This window comes from Nocardia coffeae (genome assembly GCF_019890715.1).
Classification (GTDB): domain Bacteria; phylum Actinomycetota; class Actinomycetes; order Mycobacteriales; family Mycobacteriaceae; genus Nocardia; species Nocardia jiangxiensis.
This window is the reverse complement of sequence record NZ_JAINZY010000004.1, coordinates 148,771-165,333: the sequence shown is the minus strand read 5'-3', so window position 1 is coordinate 165,333 and position 16,563 is coordinate 148,771. Positions and strand designations below refer to the sequence as shown.

Genomic DNA, 16,563 nt, shown 5'->3' with positions numbered 1-16,563 from the left:
CGCAATGACCGATCAGGCAACCATCTCCGAGGACACCTCGGCCGACAATGTCGGCGGCCACGACGGTGAGACCATCGCCCCGCAGCCCTATCTGCTTTCCGACGCACCCGGTCCGCTGAACCGCGAGGAACTCACGGATCTGGATGCGTGGTGGCGCGCGGCGAACTATCTGGCGGTCGGCCAGATCTATCTGATGGACAACCCGCTACTGCGCACACCGCTCGAACCCGCGCACATCAAGCCGCGCCTGCTCGGGCATTTCGGCACCGTCCCGGGATTGAATCTGATCTGGGCACATGCCAATCGGGCGATCCTGTCCCGCGATCTGGACGCGGTGTTCGTGGCCGGACCGGGCCACGGTGGGCCGGGCCCGAACGCTTGCGGCTGGCTCGAGGGGACCTGTTCGGAGCTGTACAGCCATATCGCCCGCGACGGCGACGGGATGCGCGAGCTGTTCGCGCAGTTCTCCTATCCCGGCGGTGTGCCGAGCCACTGCGCCCCCGAGACGCCCGGTTCGTTCCACGAGGGCGGCGAACTCGGCTATTCGCTGCTGCACGCGTTCGGTGCGGCACTGGATCATCCGGAACTGACGGTGTTCTGCGTCATCGGCGACGGCGAGGCCGAGACGGGTCCGCTGGCGGGTAGCTGGCACGCGAACAAGTTCCTCAATGCCGCCCGGGACGGCGCGGTGCTGCCGATCCTGGCGCTGAACGAGTACAAGATCGCCAATCCCACTGTGCTGGCGCGTATTCCGGAGGCCGAGCTGGTCTCGCTGCTGCGCGGATACGGCTACGAGCCGATCATCGTCGCGGGCGACGACCCGGCCGCGGTGCACCAGGCCACCGCCACCGCCGTGGACAGCTGCCTGGACCGCATCGCCGAGATCCAGCGCGCCGCCCGCGAGGACGACATGGACGAGCGTCCGATCTGGCCGATGATCGTGCTGCGCACCCCCAAGGGCTGGACCTGTCCCCCGGTGGTCGACGGCGACCGGGTCGAGGGCACCTTCCGGGCGCATCAGGTGCCGCTGCCCGCAGCCCGCACCGACGCGGGGCATCGAGCGGTACTCGAACAGTGGCTGCGGTCCTACCGACCGCAGGAGTTGTTCGACGAGACGGGCGCGCCGACGCCCCGGCTGCGGGCGCTGGTGCCGCTCGGTGATCGGCGGATGAGCGCCAATCCGGTGAGCAACGGCGGCGCGCTCGTGCGGGATCTACGGCTGCCGGATTGGCGGGACTACGGCGTCGAGGTGCCCGCACCGGGCGCGACCGCGCACGAGGCCACCCGGGTGCTGGGCGCCTGGCTGCGCGATGTCACCGCGGCCAATCCGGACAACTTCCTCACCTTCGCCCCGGATGAACTGGCCAGCAACCGATTACAGGACATCCTCACCGTGACCGGCCGCAACTGGCAGGCCGAGATCGGCGAGTACGACGTGAAACTCGACCGCACCGGCCGGGTCGTGGAGGTGCTGTCCGAGCACATGTGCCAGGGCTTGCTGGAGGGCTATCTGCTCACCGGCAGGCACGGGGTGTTCACCTGCTACGAGGCGTTCATCCACATCGTCGACGCGATGTTCAACCAGCACGCCAAATGGCTGGACGCCAGCGCCGCGGTCCCGTGGCGACTGCCCATCGCGAGCCTGAACTACCTGCTGTCCTCACATGTGTGGCGGCAGGATCACAACGGATTCACCCATCAGGATCCGGGATTCCTGGACGTCGTGCTGAACAAGAGCCCCTCGATCGTGCGGGTGTATCTGCCGCCGGATGCCAACACCCTGCTGTCCACCTACGACCACTGCCTGCGTTCGCGTCATTACGTGAACGTGGTCGTCGCGGGGAAACAACCTCAAGCGGACTGGCTTTCGGTGTCCGAGGCAAACGTGCACTGCACCCGCGGTATCGGCATCTGGGAGTGGGCCGGGCACAACGACGAGACCGGAACCAGTCCCGATGTGGTTCTGGCCTGCGCCGGTGACGTGCCGACGCTGGAGACCCTGGCCGCCGCGGCGATCCTGCGAGAACGACTGCCGCAGTTGCGGATCCGGGTGGTGAATGTGGTCGACCTGATGCGGCTGGTGCCCCGGGAGGAACATCCGCACGGACTCACCGACAGCGAGTTCGACACCCTGTTCACCGCGGACCGGCCGGTGATCTTCGCCTTCCACGGCTATCCGTGGCTGATCCACCGGCTCGCCTACCGCCGTACCAACCACAGCGGTCTGCATGTCCGCGGATACAAGGAGAAAGGCACCACGACAACGCCTTTCGATATGGTCATGCTCAACGACCTGGACCGCTACCACCTGGTCATGGACGTCGTGGACCGGGTGCCGGGCCTGGGTGAGCGCGCCGCCGGACTACGGCAGGAGATGGTGGACGCCCGGTTGGCGGCCCGCGCGTGGACCCGCGAGCACGGGGTGGACATTCCCGCGGTCGCGGACTGGAAGTGGCCGTATCGCACGAGGTGAACTCGGCGCGGCGGTGTCCGGAATTGGGTTGCCGCGATCGATGCGTGCGGGTGAAGATCGCAGAGTGTTGCTGAGCATTACGTGTACCCGAGCCGAAGGCGCCGACTGGGCTGCCACCGACCTGGGCTTTCTGCTGCACAAGAACCCGGCGCGGGTGCAGGTGTTCGAGCAGTCCTATGGTTCGGCGCACGTCCTGTATCCCGAGGCGACCGAGCAGCGGTGTACCGCGGCGCTGCTGCTGGAGATCGACCCGGTCCGGCTGGTGCGCGGAAAAACGCGTGGCACACCGGAATTCAGCCTCGGCCAGTACGTCAACGATCGCCCCTACGCGGCTTCCTCACTGCTGTCGGTGGCGATCTCGACCGTGTTCAAGAGCGCCCTGCACGGCAAGTGCGATCAGCGCCCCGAACTCGCGGCCGGTGCGCTGCCGCTGCGCATCGAACTGCCCGCGGTGGCCTGCAAGGGCGGCCCGGACACGGCCGAGCGGGGGTTCGCACCGCTGGGCTGGCAGGTTCGCGCCACCCCGATCCCGCTCGACCCGGCATTTCCCGAATGGGGCGAATCTCATTACGTACAACTGGAATTGACCGGAACGGTACGTCTCGCCGACGCCCTGTCCCACCTGTACGTGCTGCTGCCCGTCCTGGACGGCAGCAAGCACTACTGGCTCGCCGCCGACGAGATCGACAAACTGCTGCGCGCGGGCTCCGGCTGGCTCCCCGCCCACCCCGAACGCACCTGGATCACCCGCCGCTACCTCGCGCGCAGGCACTCCCTGGTGCGCACCGCGCTGGCCCGCCTGGCCGAGGTCGATGACATCGCCCCGGAGTCCCTCGATGCGGTCGATGAGGGCGGTGCGGACGAATACGACTCGGAGACAGCAACTTCCAGCGAGCCTCCGGAGCAGAACATTGTCGTGCCCGACATCGCCGAGACAGCGGCGGTCACGGCGCACGGATCGACCGTATCGGCACGGAACAACCGCTCCGACAACGCCGCGAGTGATTCGATGCACACTCCGGGCCCGGATGTTCCGGCCGAAGGCACGACGCAGGACACTGCACGGCCGTCGCTGGCGGTCGCGCGACGTGCTGCCGTACTGAGTGCGCTGCACGACGTGGGTGCGCGGCGAGTGCTCGATCTGGGGTGCGGTGAGGGCGCTCTGTTGCGGGAGTTGCTGGCGGACAGGACGTTCGCCGAGATCGTCGGAGTCGATGTGTCGATGCGGGCGTTGCGGATCGCGCAGCGCCGGTTGCGGCTGGATCGCGCGCCGCAGCGGGTGGCCGACCGGATCACATTGCGGCAGGGGGCGCTGACCTACAGTGACGCCGCACTGCGCGGCTTCGACGCGGCGGTGCTCATGGAGGTGATCGAACATGTCGATCCGCCGCGGCTGGATGCTCTGGCGCAGGCGGTATTCGGTTCCGCCGCACCGAAATCGGTGATCGTGACGACGCCGAACGGGGAATACAACGCACTGTTCGAGACGCTGCCCGCCGGGTCGTTCCGGCATCCGGACCACCGGTTCGAGTGGAGCCGTGCGGAATTCGAGACGTGGGCGGGTCGAGTCGCCGAAAAGTACGGGTACCTGGTGCGTTTCGAACCCGTCGGCCCGCAGGATCCGGCGTACGGATCCCCGACGCAGTTGGCCGTTTTCGACAAGTTGACGCAGGCGGCCGGGAAGGGAGCGGCGTGATGGTCGAACTGTCCGTCCCCGAACTGTCTCTGGTGGCGCTGGTCGGCTGCACCGGCTCGGGTAAATCCACCTTCGCGCACAAGCATTTTCCGCACACCGCGATCGTCTCCTCCGACGCGTGCCGCGGCATCGTCAGCGACGACGAGAACGATCAGTCGGCCACCGACGACGCCTTCGCACTCCTGCACCACATCGCGGCCGTGCGGCTGCGTCGCGGTCTGCGGACCGTGGTCGATGCGACCAATGTGCAGCAACACGGGCGGGCGGAGCTGATCCGGCTGGCCCGCGAACACGATGTGCTCCCGGTAGCGATCGTGCTGGACGTCCCCGAGCGGATCTGCCTGGATCGCAATGCCCAGCGCACCGAACGCGCGCACCTCGGCGCGCACGTGGTGACCCGGCAGCAGCGCGACCTGCGCCGCAGTCTGCGCAGCCTGGAACGCGAGGGTTTCCGCCGGGTGTTCGTGCTGCGCGGCGTCGAGGAGATCGATGCGGCGACCGTGGTCGACGAGAAGCTCTGGAACGACCGCCGCGAGCTGACCGGCCCGTTCGACGTGATCGGCGACGTACACGGCTGCCGCGCCGAATTGGAGACGCTGCTGGGCGAATTGGGCTACGCCCTGCGACGGGACGAGTCCGGACGCCCGGTGGACGCCCGGCACCCCGACGGGCGCACGGCGGTATTCGTCGGCGACCTGGTCGATCGCGGCCCCGACACCCCCGGCGTGCTGCGACTGGTCATGGGCATGGTCCAGGCCGGACATGCCTTGTGCGTCACCGGAAACCACGAGTACAAGCTGGTCCGCGCGCTGGACGGGCGCAAGGTCACCATCGCGCACGGTTTGGCCGAGTCGCTGACTCAGCTCGATCAGGAGGACGACGAATTCCGCAGGGCCGCACATGATTTCTGTCGCGGCCTGATCGGACACTACGTCCTGGACGGCGGCGATCTCGTGGTCGCGCACGCCGGACTCAAGCAGGAGTACCACGGCCGCGCCTCGGGCCGGGTGCGCCAGTTCGCCATGTACGGCGAAACCACCGGGGAGACCGACGAATTCGGCCTGCCGGTGCGCTACCCGTGGGCCGAGGACTATCGCGGCCGCGCCACGGTCCTGTACGGGCACACCCCGACCACCGAACTGCGCTGGGTCAACAACACTCTGTGCCTGGACACCGGCGCGGTGTTCGGCGGACGGCTCACCGCCCTGCGCTATCCCGAGCGTGAGCCGGTATCGGTTCCCGCACAGCAGGTCTGGTGTGAACCGGCGCGCCCGCTGGAGGATATCGCGGCGCCGGGCGGTGCGACGCACCGCGATCCGGGCGTCCTGGATCTGGACGACGTCCTCGGCCGCCGTGTGGTGGAGACCCGTCAACTCGGCCGGGTGAGCGTCCAGGATGAGAACGCGAGCGCGGCGCTGGAGGTGATGAGCCGATTCGCGGTCGATCCGCGCTGGCTGATCTACCTGCCGCCGACGATGTCACCGTGCGCCACAGCCGATTCCGAGGCTCTGCTGGAACATCCGGCGCAGGCGTTCGCGTACTACCGCAGCGAGGGCGTCCCCGCCGTGGTGTGTCAGGAGAAGCACATGGGTTCGCGTGCCGTCGCTGTGCTGACCCGCTCGGCGACCACTGCCCGGGACCGCTTCGGCATCGAGGACGGCAGCACCGGCGCGCTCTACACCCGCACCGGCCGACCCTTCTTCGACGATCCGGCGCTCGCCGAAGCAGTGCTGAGCCGGATCCGCGCAGCGGCCGAAAGTTCGGGCCTGTTCGAGGAATTGGGTTCGGACTGGTTCGCGCTGGACGCGGAACTCATGCCGTGGTCCGCCAAGGCGATGGGTCTGCTGCGTGATCAGTACGCCGCGGTCGGTGCGGCGGCGCGGGCTTCGCTGGGCGCGGCCGCCGAACTGCTCAGTGCCGCTGCCGCACGCGGCCAGGACGTCGGTGAGCTCGCGGCCCGCGCCTCCGCGCGCCGTGCGGACGTTGACGCGTTCACCACCGCGTACGGCCGGTACTGCTGGCCGGTGTCGGGCATGCACGGCCTGCGCCTGGCCCCGTTCCAGATCCTGGCCGCCGAGGGCGTGAACTATGCTGTGCGCGAACACGAATGGCATCTGGCCAAGCTGGATGCACTCGCCGCCGCGGATACCGAACTGTTCACCCGGACCCGCCGGACGATCGTGCAACTGTCCGACCCGCGGGCCGAGGCCGAGGCGACCGCCTGGTGGACCGAACTCACCTCGGGCGGCGGCGAGGGCATGGTGGTCAAGCCGGTCGAGGCGTTGACGCACGGAACCGCCACGCGCAGTGGACGTCCCGTGCAACCGGGTGTGAAATGCCGTGGGCCGGAATACCTTCGCATCATCTACGGCCCGGAGTACCTGCGCCCCGACCAGCTGCGCCGTCTACGCTCGCGCGGCCTCGGCCGCAAGCGCTCGATGGCTCTGCGCGAATACGCCCTGGGCCTCGAGTCGCTGGACCGCTTCGTCGCGGGCGAGCCGCTGTGGCGCGTGCACGAGGCCGTCTTCGCGGTCCTGGCCCTGGAATCCGAGCCGGTCGACCCGCGCCTGTAGGTGCAGGCGCGGGCCTCCGGTCTCGTTAGCGCGCAGCGTCTTTCGGTGTGGTGAGGTCGTAGACGGGCAGTTCACCGATCGTCGTCGCCGAGTAGTGCTGCTGCACCCACCGGGTGATCTCCGATGCCGCGGAGGTCCGGTCCCGAGAGCCGGGCCCACCGCGCATCTGTTCGGGGCGGCCGATGAAATAGTGGATCCGGCCGTGCGCGACGTAGTCCTGGAACTGCCGCAGCGTCGGCGACGGATCGCCGCCGGCGAAACCGCCGATCGGCATCACCGGATAGCCGGCTTCGAGTTGCAGGTCCGAGGACGCCATCGAGCCCACCGACGCCGCGGTCCAGGTGTGGTTCGGGCCGCCCGCACGCAACTTCGCGATCAGGGCCGGATCGGGCGGGCCGCCGAACGGAGGCCCATGATGCCCCGTGTTGTGGCCGTTCGGCTGCCCCGGAGTGCTCTTACCGCCCTTCGGCTCGTCCTGCGTCGGCGGCGGGCCGAAGGGAAAGTCGCCGAACTGCGTTTTCGGACCGGCCAGCACGATGCCGCCGGAATGCGGCGTCCCGATCGTCTGCAGCGAAAAGGCGAGCGGACCGGCCAGCGCGGTCAGCACCGCGGCCACTGCCGCCGGCACCGCGAGACCGTGCGGCCGGGGAATCAGCAGCGCCAGGGTGGCCAGGATGCCGACGACCAGCACCACCCAGCGCAGCCACGGCACGAAGTCGGGAGTACGCGAGAGCAGCAGAATGGCGGCGGCCGTGCTCAACGCGACGGCCAGCGCCGCGGCGAACCGCACCCACATCCGATCGCGGCCGCGCCAGACCATCACCGCACCCAGCCCCGCGGTCCCGGCGACCGCGGGCGCCAGGGCCACGGTGTAGTACTGGTGGAAGATGCCCTGCATGAAGCTGAACACCAGTCCGGTGACCAGCATCCAGCCACCCCACAGCAGCAGTGCCGCTCGCTGCGGATCAGTCCGTGATGCCTTGCCGCGCAGTAGAATTCCCGCGACAAGCAGCACCACCGCCGCCGGGATAAGCCAGCCGATCTGACCGCCGACGGTCTCCTGGAACATCCGGGTGATCCCGGCCGAGGATCCGAAGAAGCCACCCTTGGGCATATGCCCGCCGGGCGGCCCGGGGAACGGACTCGACGACCCGACACCCAACCGGCCGAGCCCGTTGTAGCCGAGAGTGAGCTCGATGATCGAATTGTGCTCGGAGCCACCGAAGTACGGCCGCGAGGCGGCGGGCCACAGCTGGGCGACCAGCACCCACCAGCCCGCGCCCGCGACCATCGCCACCCCGGCCGCGCACAGCTGCGACAGACGGGTGAGTACCCGCGGCGGACCGGCGATCAGATAGGTCACCGCGAGCGCGGGCAGCACCAGCAGCACCTGCAATTGCTTTGCCAGGAAACCGAATCCGACCAGCACCCCGCACAGCACCAACCACCGCCAGCGCCCGTCCTCCAACGCACGAGTCATCGCCCACACCGCGGCGATCATCAGGAACACCAGCAGCGCGTCCGGATTGTTGAACCGGAACATCAGCGCAGCGACGGGAGTCACCGCCAGCGCCAGCCCGCCGAGTACGCCCGCGGCGCTGCCGTGCGTGCGGCGCAACGTCGCCCACAGCAGTGCCACCGAGGCGATACCCAACAGCACCTGCGGCAGCATCATGCTCCACGGATGCATACCGAACAACCGCGCCGAGATCTCCATCGGCCACAGCGAGGCCGGAGTCTTGTCGACGGTGATCGAATTGCCCCAGTCCGAGGAGCCGAAGAAGAACGCCTTCCACGAGTGCGCACCCGACTGCACCGCGGCCGCGTAGAACGAGTTGGCCCAGCCGTTGACACCCAGATTCCACAGATACCCGGCCGCGGTCCCGATCAGCAGCAGGGCCACGCTCAGATTCTCCCGGCGCAGGAGGTCCCGTCCCGGACGGGCGGGCGGGCTGCTCGGCAGACTCGGCGCGATCGCGGTGTCGGTCATGGCGACCAATCATGGTCCATCCGTCCCCTCCTCTCCTGGGACCACGCTGAGAAAAAGCTGGGAGCCCCCTCCGCCTGCCCCGGAACACGACTGTGGCCGGGATCCGACGGGATCCCGGCCACAGTGCTGACCGATCGGGTGACTAGTCGGCGCAGAGCCGCTCGCCCTGAGAGGCCAGCGCCATTTCGGCCGTGGCGGCCTGCGGGGCGACCATCTCGGCGGCGACCATCTCGCTCGCGACCTGCTCGTTGCGGATCGCGTCGGCGGGAACCGCGTCGCGGAACACCCAGCGCAGCGCGACGAACCGGATCAGCGTGGCGACCAGATTCGCGACCACCAGCACGAACAACTGCAGGTGCACGGCCGACGCGGGCGCCCAGTGATGCAGCGCGAACAGCGAACCACTGGTCAGGAACCAGGTGAACGCGAAGATCAGCAGACCCTGGACCTGGTGCGAAACGGCCTTGGTCGAGCCGCGCACACCGAATGTGAAGGCCCGATTGGCCGCGGTATTGCCGACGGCGGTGATCAGCAACGCCAGGAAGTTCGCGGCCTGCGCGCCGGTCAGCGGCTGCAACACCAGGTACAGCAGCATGTAGGCCAGCGTGGAGACGACCCCGATGATGCCGAATCGCACCAGCTGCCCGACCATGCCCAGCGGCACACCGTCCACCAGCGGTTCGCGTCCGATGGCCGCGCGCAGCTCGTTCACCGGCAACGTGCCCTTGGCCAGGCCCTTGCTGACCCGCCAGACACCTTCCAGATCCTTGCGCGCGGTGTCCACGATGTTCACGCTCGAGTTCGGATCATCGATCCAGTCCACCGGAACCTCGTGGATCCGCAGTCCGGAACGCTCGGCCAGCACCAGCAGCTCGGTATCGAAGAACCATTCGCCGTCCTGCACCAACGGCAGCAGCTTGCGCGCCACGTCGGTGCGCATGGCCTTGAAACCGCACTGTGCGTCGGAGAACCGCGCCTGCAGCGACGCCTTCAGGATCAGGTTGTAGCAACGTGAGATGAATTCGCGCTTGGGTCCGCGCACCACGCGCGAGGACTTGGCCAGTCGCGTGCCGATCGCCAGATCCGAATGTCCGGACACCAGCGGTGCGACCAGCGGCAGCAATCCGTTGAGGTCGGTGGACAGGTCGACGTCCATGTAGGCGACGACCTGAGCGTCCGATGCCTCCCAGACCGCCCGCAGCGCGCGACCGCGCCCCTTGCGGTCCAGATGCACTACCCGGACGCCGTCCAACTCGGCCGCGAGGTAGTTCGCGACATCGAGGGTGGCATCGGTGGAAGCGTTGTCGGCGATGGTGATCCGCGCACTGAACGGGAACCCGTCGCCGAGGAACTCGTGCAGACGGCGCACGCAGACGCCGAGATCACGTTCCTCGTTGTAGACAGGAACAACCACATCCAGAACGGGTGCGATCACCGCCGCGCCCCTGCGGTTCGAAGCGGTAACGGTCGTAGTCTCGGTCATGTCACCAAGATTCTCCGGTCAGCCTTGGTGGGCACTGGATCGGAGCTGCGAGATCGCTGGGAGCCGATTGGCCGTCGGCCTGCGACTACTCCGGACGGCTGCGCGGCAGCACGACGGTGAACGTCGCACCCTCGCCCGGCGCACTGTCCACCGCCACCGTGCCGCCGTGCGCGGCGACCAACGCCTGCACGATCGACAGGCCCAGTCCGCTGCCGCCGCTGGCCCGCGCGCGCGAGGTGTCGGTGCGATAGAACCGCTCGAATACCCGCGCGGCCGCCTCGGGCGACAGCCCCGGGCCCTTGTCGCTCACCTCGAGCCGCACCGCATCCTCGCCGGGCGTCAGCCGCACCGTCACCGGCGTGCCGGGAGGCGTGTGTGCCATCGCGTTGCCGACCAGATTCGCCAGCACCTGACGCAGCCGCGCGGCGTCGCCGGGCACCTCCAGCGTGCCCGAACCGGACCGGATGTCCAGTGCCACAGGATGATCCGGGCCGTCCTGCTTGGCGGCCATCGCCTGCGCACCGTGCACCACGTCACCGGCCAGCGCGAGCAGGTCCACCGGCACCGATTCCAGCGGACGCTGCGCGTCCATCCGGGCCAGCATCAGCAGATCCTCCACCAGCAGACCCATCCGCCCGGCCTCGGCCTCGATTCGTTCGAGCACCAGCGCCGGATCCTGGCTCGCCCCCTGGCGATAGAGTTCGGCGAATCCGCGGATGGTCGTCAACGGGGTGCGCAGTTCGTGGCTGGCGTCGGCGACGAACTGCCGCATCTTGGCCTCCGAACGTCGCGCGGCCTCCTCTGATGCCTCGGTGGCGGTGACGCCGTGCTGGATCTGGGTGAGCATCACGTTGAGCGAACGAGCCAGGTGATCGACCTCGGTATCCACGTCACGCACCGGCACACGACGGCTCAGATCACCCCCGGCGATCGCCGCCGCGGTCTCCTCCACCTGACTCAGCGGGCGCAGACTACGCCGCACCACCAGATAGCCGCCCGCGCCGAGCAGAACCAGCGCACCCACGCTGGTGGCGATCTCGAATCCGATCAGTTTGGAGACGGTGTCGACATTGTCGGTGAGCGGCAGACCGATGATGGTCGACCCATGTGTGTTGGTGGTCAACAGAACTCGCCAGTCGGTGTCCGAGCCGTCCGAGGAAGGGACCGTCATCGGAGTGTGCGCTGTGAGCCCCGACAGTTTCGGCATCGAGGAGGTCTTGTCGGGCTGAATGCGATACAGCTCACCCTCCGGACCGCGACGCAGCTCGAAGAAGCGGTGCGGCTGGTCGGCCGAGCCGAGTTTGGGCGGCGGGGCGGTCGCATCGGCGGGAACCCACGTCATCTCGCCCTCGCCGGTGCTGATCAGCTTCATCGGCGTGGGCCGAGCCCAGGTGTGCGCCGCGTCGAACAACTGCTCGTCGGTGCGATCGGTCAGGGATTTCGACAAGGCGGAGGTCACCGCGAATCCCGAGGCGGCCAACACGACCCCGGCCAGGCTCACCATGGCGACGACCAGCGCGATACGCAGCGGGACCGCCGACACGCGACGCCCCAGCATTGCGCGGGTGCGCCGGAATACAGTGGTCACCGACCTATCTCTACCGAGCGAAGCTGGGAGCTTCCTGCACGCCGACTGGGCATTTCCTCCGGGCGCGTCAGCGGGTCGCGAGATGTTCGGCGAGGCGGTCCAAGTAGGGACGCTGACCCACGCCGAGTTTCTCGTGTGCGGTGGCGGTGTCGAACCATTCCGCGCGATCGATCTCCGGGAACTGTTGCATCCGGCCCGACCGCGGCGGCCACTCCATCTCGAACGTGCCCGGATTCACCTGCGCGGTATCGAGATTCGCCTCGACCGCCCAGACGGTGACCTCTTTCTTGCTGCGGCCACTGCCGTATCGGACCTCGCCGAGTTCGATCCATTCCCCGTCGGGCACCGGCAGTCCCAGCTCCTCGGTGAACTCCCGGCGCGCCGCTGCCTGCGCGGCCTCGGCTTCCGGATCGTATTCACCCTTGGGAATCGACCAGGCCTTCAGATCCTTGCGCGCCCACAGCGGCCCGCCCATGTGCCCGAGCAGCACCTCGATCCCCGAGGTACGGCGGAACAGCAGGACTCCGGCGCTGAATTTCATGTTCGGAGTCTATATTTCATGCTCAGGTCGCTGCCTGGATGCTCAGGACTCCTGCCGGATCCGCTCGAACATCCTGCGCATATTCGGGCCGATCTCGGCGATCTCCACGAACGGCACCCCCGCCGCCGCCCCGTCGAGATAGGCGAAGCGCATCTCACCGAACATATCGCCCTGCTGGACGATCTCGATACCCTGTGCGGATGCCGCCGCCACCGCCGCATCGAAATCCGTCGGCTCGGAACAGATGTGATGCAATCCGGGGCCGGACCGGTCGAGGAATTCGGAGTAGATCGACGCCCCGCGCACCGGCTGGATCAGCTCCAATTGCACCGCACCGCGATAGGACAACCCGATATGCGCGGTGAAATCCGCGGGTTCGCCACGGTACGAACAGGTTTCGGGACCGAAGTGCACATCCGGCATACGAGTCCAGGCTCGCACACCGAAGCAGGCGCTGAGAAATCGTTCGGTCGCCGCGATATCGGTCACCACCCAGGCAACCTGCGTGATCGCCTCGCCACCCGGCGCATTGTCGAAGTCGCCCACGCCGACCACCCTACGATGAGGTGATGGCCGGACCGAAGCGAGTGATCCTCGCCCTGGGCAGCGGTGGCGCCCGGGGGTACGCGCACGTGGGCGTCATCCGGGAGTTGCAGGCGCGCGGGTTCGAGATCGCCGGGGTCGCCGGATCCTCGATGGGCGCCTTGGTGGGCGGTGTGTTCGCTGCCGGGAAACTGGAGGACTACGCCGACTGGGCGACGACATTGAATCAGCTCGAGGTGGTGCGCCTGCTCGATCCGTCGTTCTCCGAGCCGGGAGCGATCCGCGCGGCGAAGATCCTGGGCCGCATCCGGGAGATGCTGGGCGACACCGTCATCGAGGAGCTCCCGATCCCCTACACCGCCGTCGCGACCGATCTGACCAGCGGCCGCTCGGTATGGTTCCAGCACGGTCCGGTCGAGACCGCCATCCGCGCGTCCATCGCGATCCCCGGGGTCATCTCACCGCTGGTGATCGGCGATCGGGTACTGGCCGACGGCGGCATCCTCGACCCGCTCCCGGTGGTCCCGACCCTGGCCATCCAGGACGCCGACATCACCATCGGCGTCAGCCTGACCGGCAACGATCCGATTCCCGAGACCCCACGCGACGCCGCCGCTCCCAAAGAGCCCGGCGCGATCGACGAATGGGTGGACCGTATCCGCCGCGGCGCCGCCCAGATGACCTCGACCATCATCGGCCGCTTCGGCGGGACTCCGCAGATCATCGGCGAACCGCATCACCGCGTCGCCGAAACCTCCCCCGCCGCCCCGAGACTGGGCCGCGTCGACCTGCTCAACCGCTCCCTCGACGTCATGCAGGCCGCCCTGACCCGCCACCAGCTCGCCGCCCAGCCCCCGGACCTGCTGATCGAAATCCCCCGCTCGATCTGCCGCACCCTGGACTTCCACCGCGCCGCGGACGTCATCGCGGGAGGCCGTGAAATCACCGCCGCGGCATTGGATGCGGCGGGTTTGTGGGGACCGACGGCGCAAGCACCGAAACCGCAACATCAACCGGAAATGGCGACGCCCGAGCGGGGAGCGGAGTCCGATGTGACCGGATCTCATTGAACAACAAGAAATTACAGTCGGGATGACAGGATTTGAACCTGCGACCCTCCGCTCCCAAAGCGGATGCGCTACCAAGCTGCGCTACATCCCGGAGGATCCGAATGGACCACAGAGCGGGTGACGGGAATCGAACCCGCACCATCAGCTTGGAAGGCTGAGGTTCTACCATTGAACTACACCCGCAGGCACACGACACCGACGGGATCGCCTCGATGTCGTCTGCGCCTGAGACTGTACCGAACCTCACTTCGGAAATGCCAATCGCCCTGCCAGGCGCGCTGGCCTGCCGCCGAGATCGGCCCGCCCGGAACGGCCGCGACCGGACGCGCCCACAGCGAACGAGACGCATGTCACATCAAGATTCGACGAGGTCGGTCGGGCTGTTTCGGCGCGTCGCGGACGACACGCTGGGTGCGGCTGTAACGCCGCAGCTCTCGCCGCGATGACCTACGCGTTGCCATTCGCCAAATTCCCCGAAGAGGTTGGAAAACAGCATTTTTCGGAGTCGGGTGGCTTGCTAGGATCCTTTTTGCCGGACGGGGGTATCTGGAAAGGGGGCGGTGAGCATGCACCGAGCTCGGTGGAGCGGACCGCATAGCAGTAGGCACGACCCGGAGGGTTTCGGTCCGGAGAGCACAGTCGGCGCGCCCGGCGCGCCCCGTGACGTCTGTACGGGGTGAGCGCCATGCTCGCCGACATCGATCCGGTGACCGCCGCCGCGGTCACCACGACGTCCCGGTACTGGGTCTCCGCGGTCTACCCCGGCAGTGGGCTCACGGTGCAGCCCGAACATCTCCAGCGAGTGTTCGCCTCGCTCATCAACGAACTACTCGACCTGGCGCGTTCGGAGCCGTTCCCGGTCCGGCCGGCCCGCGGCATCGGGCGACGACTGGCCGAGGCGCCGTTCGATCGCACCCGCATGCTCGCCCCCGCCAGTCGCGCCCTGCTCGGCTTCGCGCCGGGATTTCCCGGTTCGCTCGTGGCCACCCGCTGGCCGCTCGTGGCCAGTCACGCCATCGAGAGCTACGCCGAGGCGCTGCAGCAGCAGGCCCTCGCGCAGCAGGAGGCCAATCTCGAGGAGCGGGTCTCGGTCCGGGTCCAGGAGATCGCGGAGCTGCATCACCAACTGCGGCACGAGGCCACCCACGACGCACTCACCGATCTGGCCAACCGCTCGCTGCTGCAGGAGCGGGTGCGCCTGATGGCCGCGGACCGTTCGCGCGGCGTCGGCCTGCTGCTGATCGACGTGGACGACTTCAAGCAGATCAACGACGGATACGGGCACAGCGTCGGAGACGAAGTGCTGGTGGAGATTTCGCGTCGGCTGCGCGTCACCTGTCCGCAGGACACGGTGGTCTGCCGGTACGGCGGCGACGAATTCGTGCTCGCGCTCTCGGCCCGGCGCAACACCCTCGGCGAGGTGGCCATGCGCGTACTGGCCGCGTTGAACGATCCGGTGCCCACCGCCTCGGGCCCGGTTCCGGTGTCGGCGAGTGTCGGCACCGCGTACTGCCCGCCCGGACGGGCCTGTGATTTCTCCGACCTGCTGCGCAGCGCCGACCGAGCCATGTATTCGGCGAAAACCGCAGGTAAGCGGCGATTCGCGGTGTCCGAACCGGAGGACGAGGAGTCCGAACCGGGCGCGCCCATCCTCGCGGAACTGCCCTACGACGTCGCTGTCGCCGGATAACAGCAACCGGGCGGCAATCGAATCCGCGTACGCTGGACGACGTGGTGATACTCCTGGTCATCCTGGTCGTCGTTCTCGTGGTCTTCCTGGTGATGAACTTCGCCGGTCGCAATACCGCCCGCGGTCATCAAGCGACCCAGCTCGCAGACGCCAAGGCCGACGCTCGTCGGCTGATCGAGCGTCTCGGCGGGCAGGTCTACAACCTCACGGGCACCGATCAGGCATCCAAACAAGCTCTCGCCGATGCCGGTGAGCGGCTCAACGCCGCCGGATCGCAGATCGAGCAGGCGACCACCGTCGCCCAGGCCCACTTGGCGAAGGAGACCGCCGTGGAAGGGCTCTACTACGTGCGGGCCGCGCGGACCGCGATGGAGCTGGATCCGGGCCCGCCGATTCCCGAACTCGACGGGCAGCGCTCCGCGGGACGGGTCTCGGAGGATCGCACGGTCGACTTCGACGGCCGCAGCGTCCAGGCCTCGCCGATACCGTCGGCGCAGACGCCGAACTACTATCCGGGCGGCCGCGTCGCCGGACGACCGGTCCCGGCTGGGTGGTACTCCGAACCCTGGTGGAAGACCGCGCTGGTGGCCGGAGCCTGGGGCGTGGGCTCGGTTCTGCTGTTCGACACCCTCTTCCACGGCATGTCGGGTGTGGGGTACGACGCCGCCGGATTCGAGGGCGGCTACGGTTCGGGCTACGACGACGGCTTCGCCGCCGGACAGGACTTTCAGGGCGGTTACGACCAATCCGGTTACGACAACGGCGGATTCGACCAGGGCGGCTACGACCAAGGTGGTTACGACCAGGGCGGCGGATTCGACGGCAGCGGCTGGGACGGCGGCGGATTCGACGGCGGCGATTGGGGCGGCGGCGGATTCGACGGCAGCTTCTGAGCGCGTTCGCCCGAAGCCCCTCG

11 protein-coding genes and 2 tRNA genes are annotated in these 16,563 nt (G+C 68.2%); 6 read left to right on the top strand and 7 right to left on the bottom strand.

Annotated elements, in window-relative coordinates:
* Positions 1 to 4: 4 nt before the first annotated feature.
* The 3 genes from K7711_RS17590 to K7711_RS17580 all read left to right on the top strand — a co-directional run bounded on the left by K7711_RS17590 (position 5) and on the right by K7711_RS17580 (position 6,742).
* The gene (locus K7711_RS17590) at positions 5 to 2,473 is read left to right on the top strand and encodes a phosphoketolase family protein (protein ID WP_222970512.1); all 2,469 of its coding nucleotides are present in this window, start codon (positions 5 to 7) and stop codon (positions 2,471 to 2,473) included.
* A gap of 64 nt (positions 2,474 to 2,537) precedes the next feature.
* Complete coding sequence (locus tag K7711_RS17585) at positions 2,538 to 4,169, top strand: 3' terminal RNA ribose 2'-O-methyltransferase Hen1 (protein ID WP_308014801.1); 1,632 nt, start codon at positions 2,538 to 2,540, stop codon at positions 4,167 to 4,169.
* The gene (locus K7711_RS17580) at positions 4,169 to 6,742 is read left to right on the top strand and encodes a polynucleotide kinase-phosphatase (RefSeq protein WP_222970510.1); all 2,574 of its coding nucleotides are present in this window, start codon (positions 4,169 to 4,171) and stop codon (positions 6,740 to 6,742) included. Before K7711_RS17585 ends, K7711_RS17580 begins: the two co-directional genes overlap by 1 nt.
* A gap of 25 nt (positions 6,743 to 6,767) precedes the next feature.
* Here K7711_RS17580 and K7711_RS17575 read toward each other — a convergent pair whose 3' ends face one another.
* The 5 genes from K7711_RS17575 to K7711_RS17555 form a co-directional block, all read right to left on the bottom strand.
* Positions 6,768 to 8,732 carry a glycosyltransferase family 39 protein gene (locus K7711_RS17575; protein WP_222970509.1) on the bottom strand — a complete coding sequence of 655 codons (1,965 nt, stop codon included), beginning with the start codon at positions 8,730 to 8,732 and terminating at the stop codon, positions 6,768 to 6,770.
* A 142-nt stretch (positions 8,733 to 8,874) separates the two neighbouring features.
* Positions 8,875 to 10,215: a bifunctional glycosyltransferase family 2/GtrA family protein gene (locus tag K7711_RS17570; RefSeq protein ID WP_222970508.1), complete on the bottom strand. Its 1,341-nt coding sequence runs from the start codon at positions 10,213 to 10,215 to the stop codon at positions 8,875 to 8,877.
* Between the two features lie 85 nt (positions 10,216 to 10,300).
* Positions 10,301 to 11,719: a sensor histidine kinase gene (locus K7711_RS17565; RefSeq protein ID WP_443678100.1), complete on the bottom strand. Its 1,419-nt coding sequence runs from the start codon at positions 11,717 to 11,719 to the stop codon at positions 10,301 to 10,303.
* 151 nt (positions 11,720 to 11,870) lie between these two features.
* Positions 11,871 to 12,344 (bottom strand): NUDIX hydrolase, encoded by a 474-nt coding sequence (locus K7711_RS17560; RefSeq protein WP_222970507.1) that lies wholly within the window; start codon positions 12,342 to 12,344, stop codon positions 11,871 to 11,873.
* A 42-nt stretch (positions 12,345 to 12,386) separates the two neighbouring features.
* Positions 12,387 to 12,890 (bottom strand): VOC family protein, encoded by a 504-nt coding sequence (locus K7711_RS17555; protein WP_308014799.1) that lies wholly within the window; start codon positions 12,888 to 12,890, stop codon positions 12,387 to 12,389.
* 23 nt (positions 12,891 to 12,913) lie between these two features.
* Here K7711_RS17555 and K7711_RS17550 point away from each other — a divergent pair, with 23 nt between their 5' ends.
* Positions 12,914 to 13,957, top strand: a complete 1,044-nt coding sequence (locus tag K7711_RS17550) for a patatin-like phospholipase family protein (RefSeq protein WP_222970505.1) — start codon at positions 12,914 to 12,916, stop codon at positions 13,955 to 13,957.
* Positions 13,958 to 13,974: 17 nt separating this feature from the next.
* On the opposite strand, the gene K7711_RS17545 is transcribed toward K7711_RS17550, so the two are convergent.
* Both K7711_RS17545 and K7711_RS17540 read right to left on the bottom strand, forming a co-directional pair.
* Positions 13,975 to 14,048: transfer RNA gene (locus K7711_RS17545), tRNA-Pro, on the bottom strand.
* A 21-nt stretch (positions 14,049 to 14,069) separates the two neighbouring features.
* Positions 14,070 to 14,140: transfer RNA gene (locus K7711_RS17540), tRNA-Gly, on the bottom strand.
* 502 nt (positions 14,141 to 14,642) lie between these two features.
* Here K7711_RS17540 and K7711_RS17535 point away from each other — a divergent pair.
* Both K7711_RS17535 and K7711_RS17530 read left to right on the top strand, forming a co-directional pair.
* On the top strand, positions 14,643 to 15,647 hold the full coding sequence (locus tag K7711_RS17535; protein ID WP_222970504.1) for a GGDEF domain-containing protein: 1,005 nt from the start codon (positions 14,643 to 14,645) through the stop codon (positions 15,645 to 15,647).
* Between the two features lie 92 nt (positions 15,648 to 15,739).
* The gene (locus tag K7711_RS17530; protein ID WP_372460163.1) at positions 15,740 to 16,540 is read left to right on the top strand and encodes a DUF1542 domain-containing protein; all 801 of its coding nucleotides are present in this window, start codon (positions 15,740 to 15,742) and stop codon (positions 16,538 to 16,540) included.
* Positions 16,541 to 16,563: the final 23 nt, after the last annotated feature.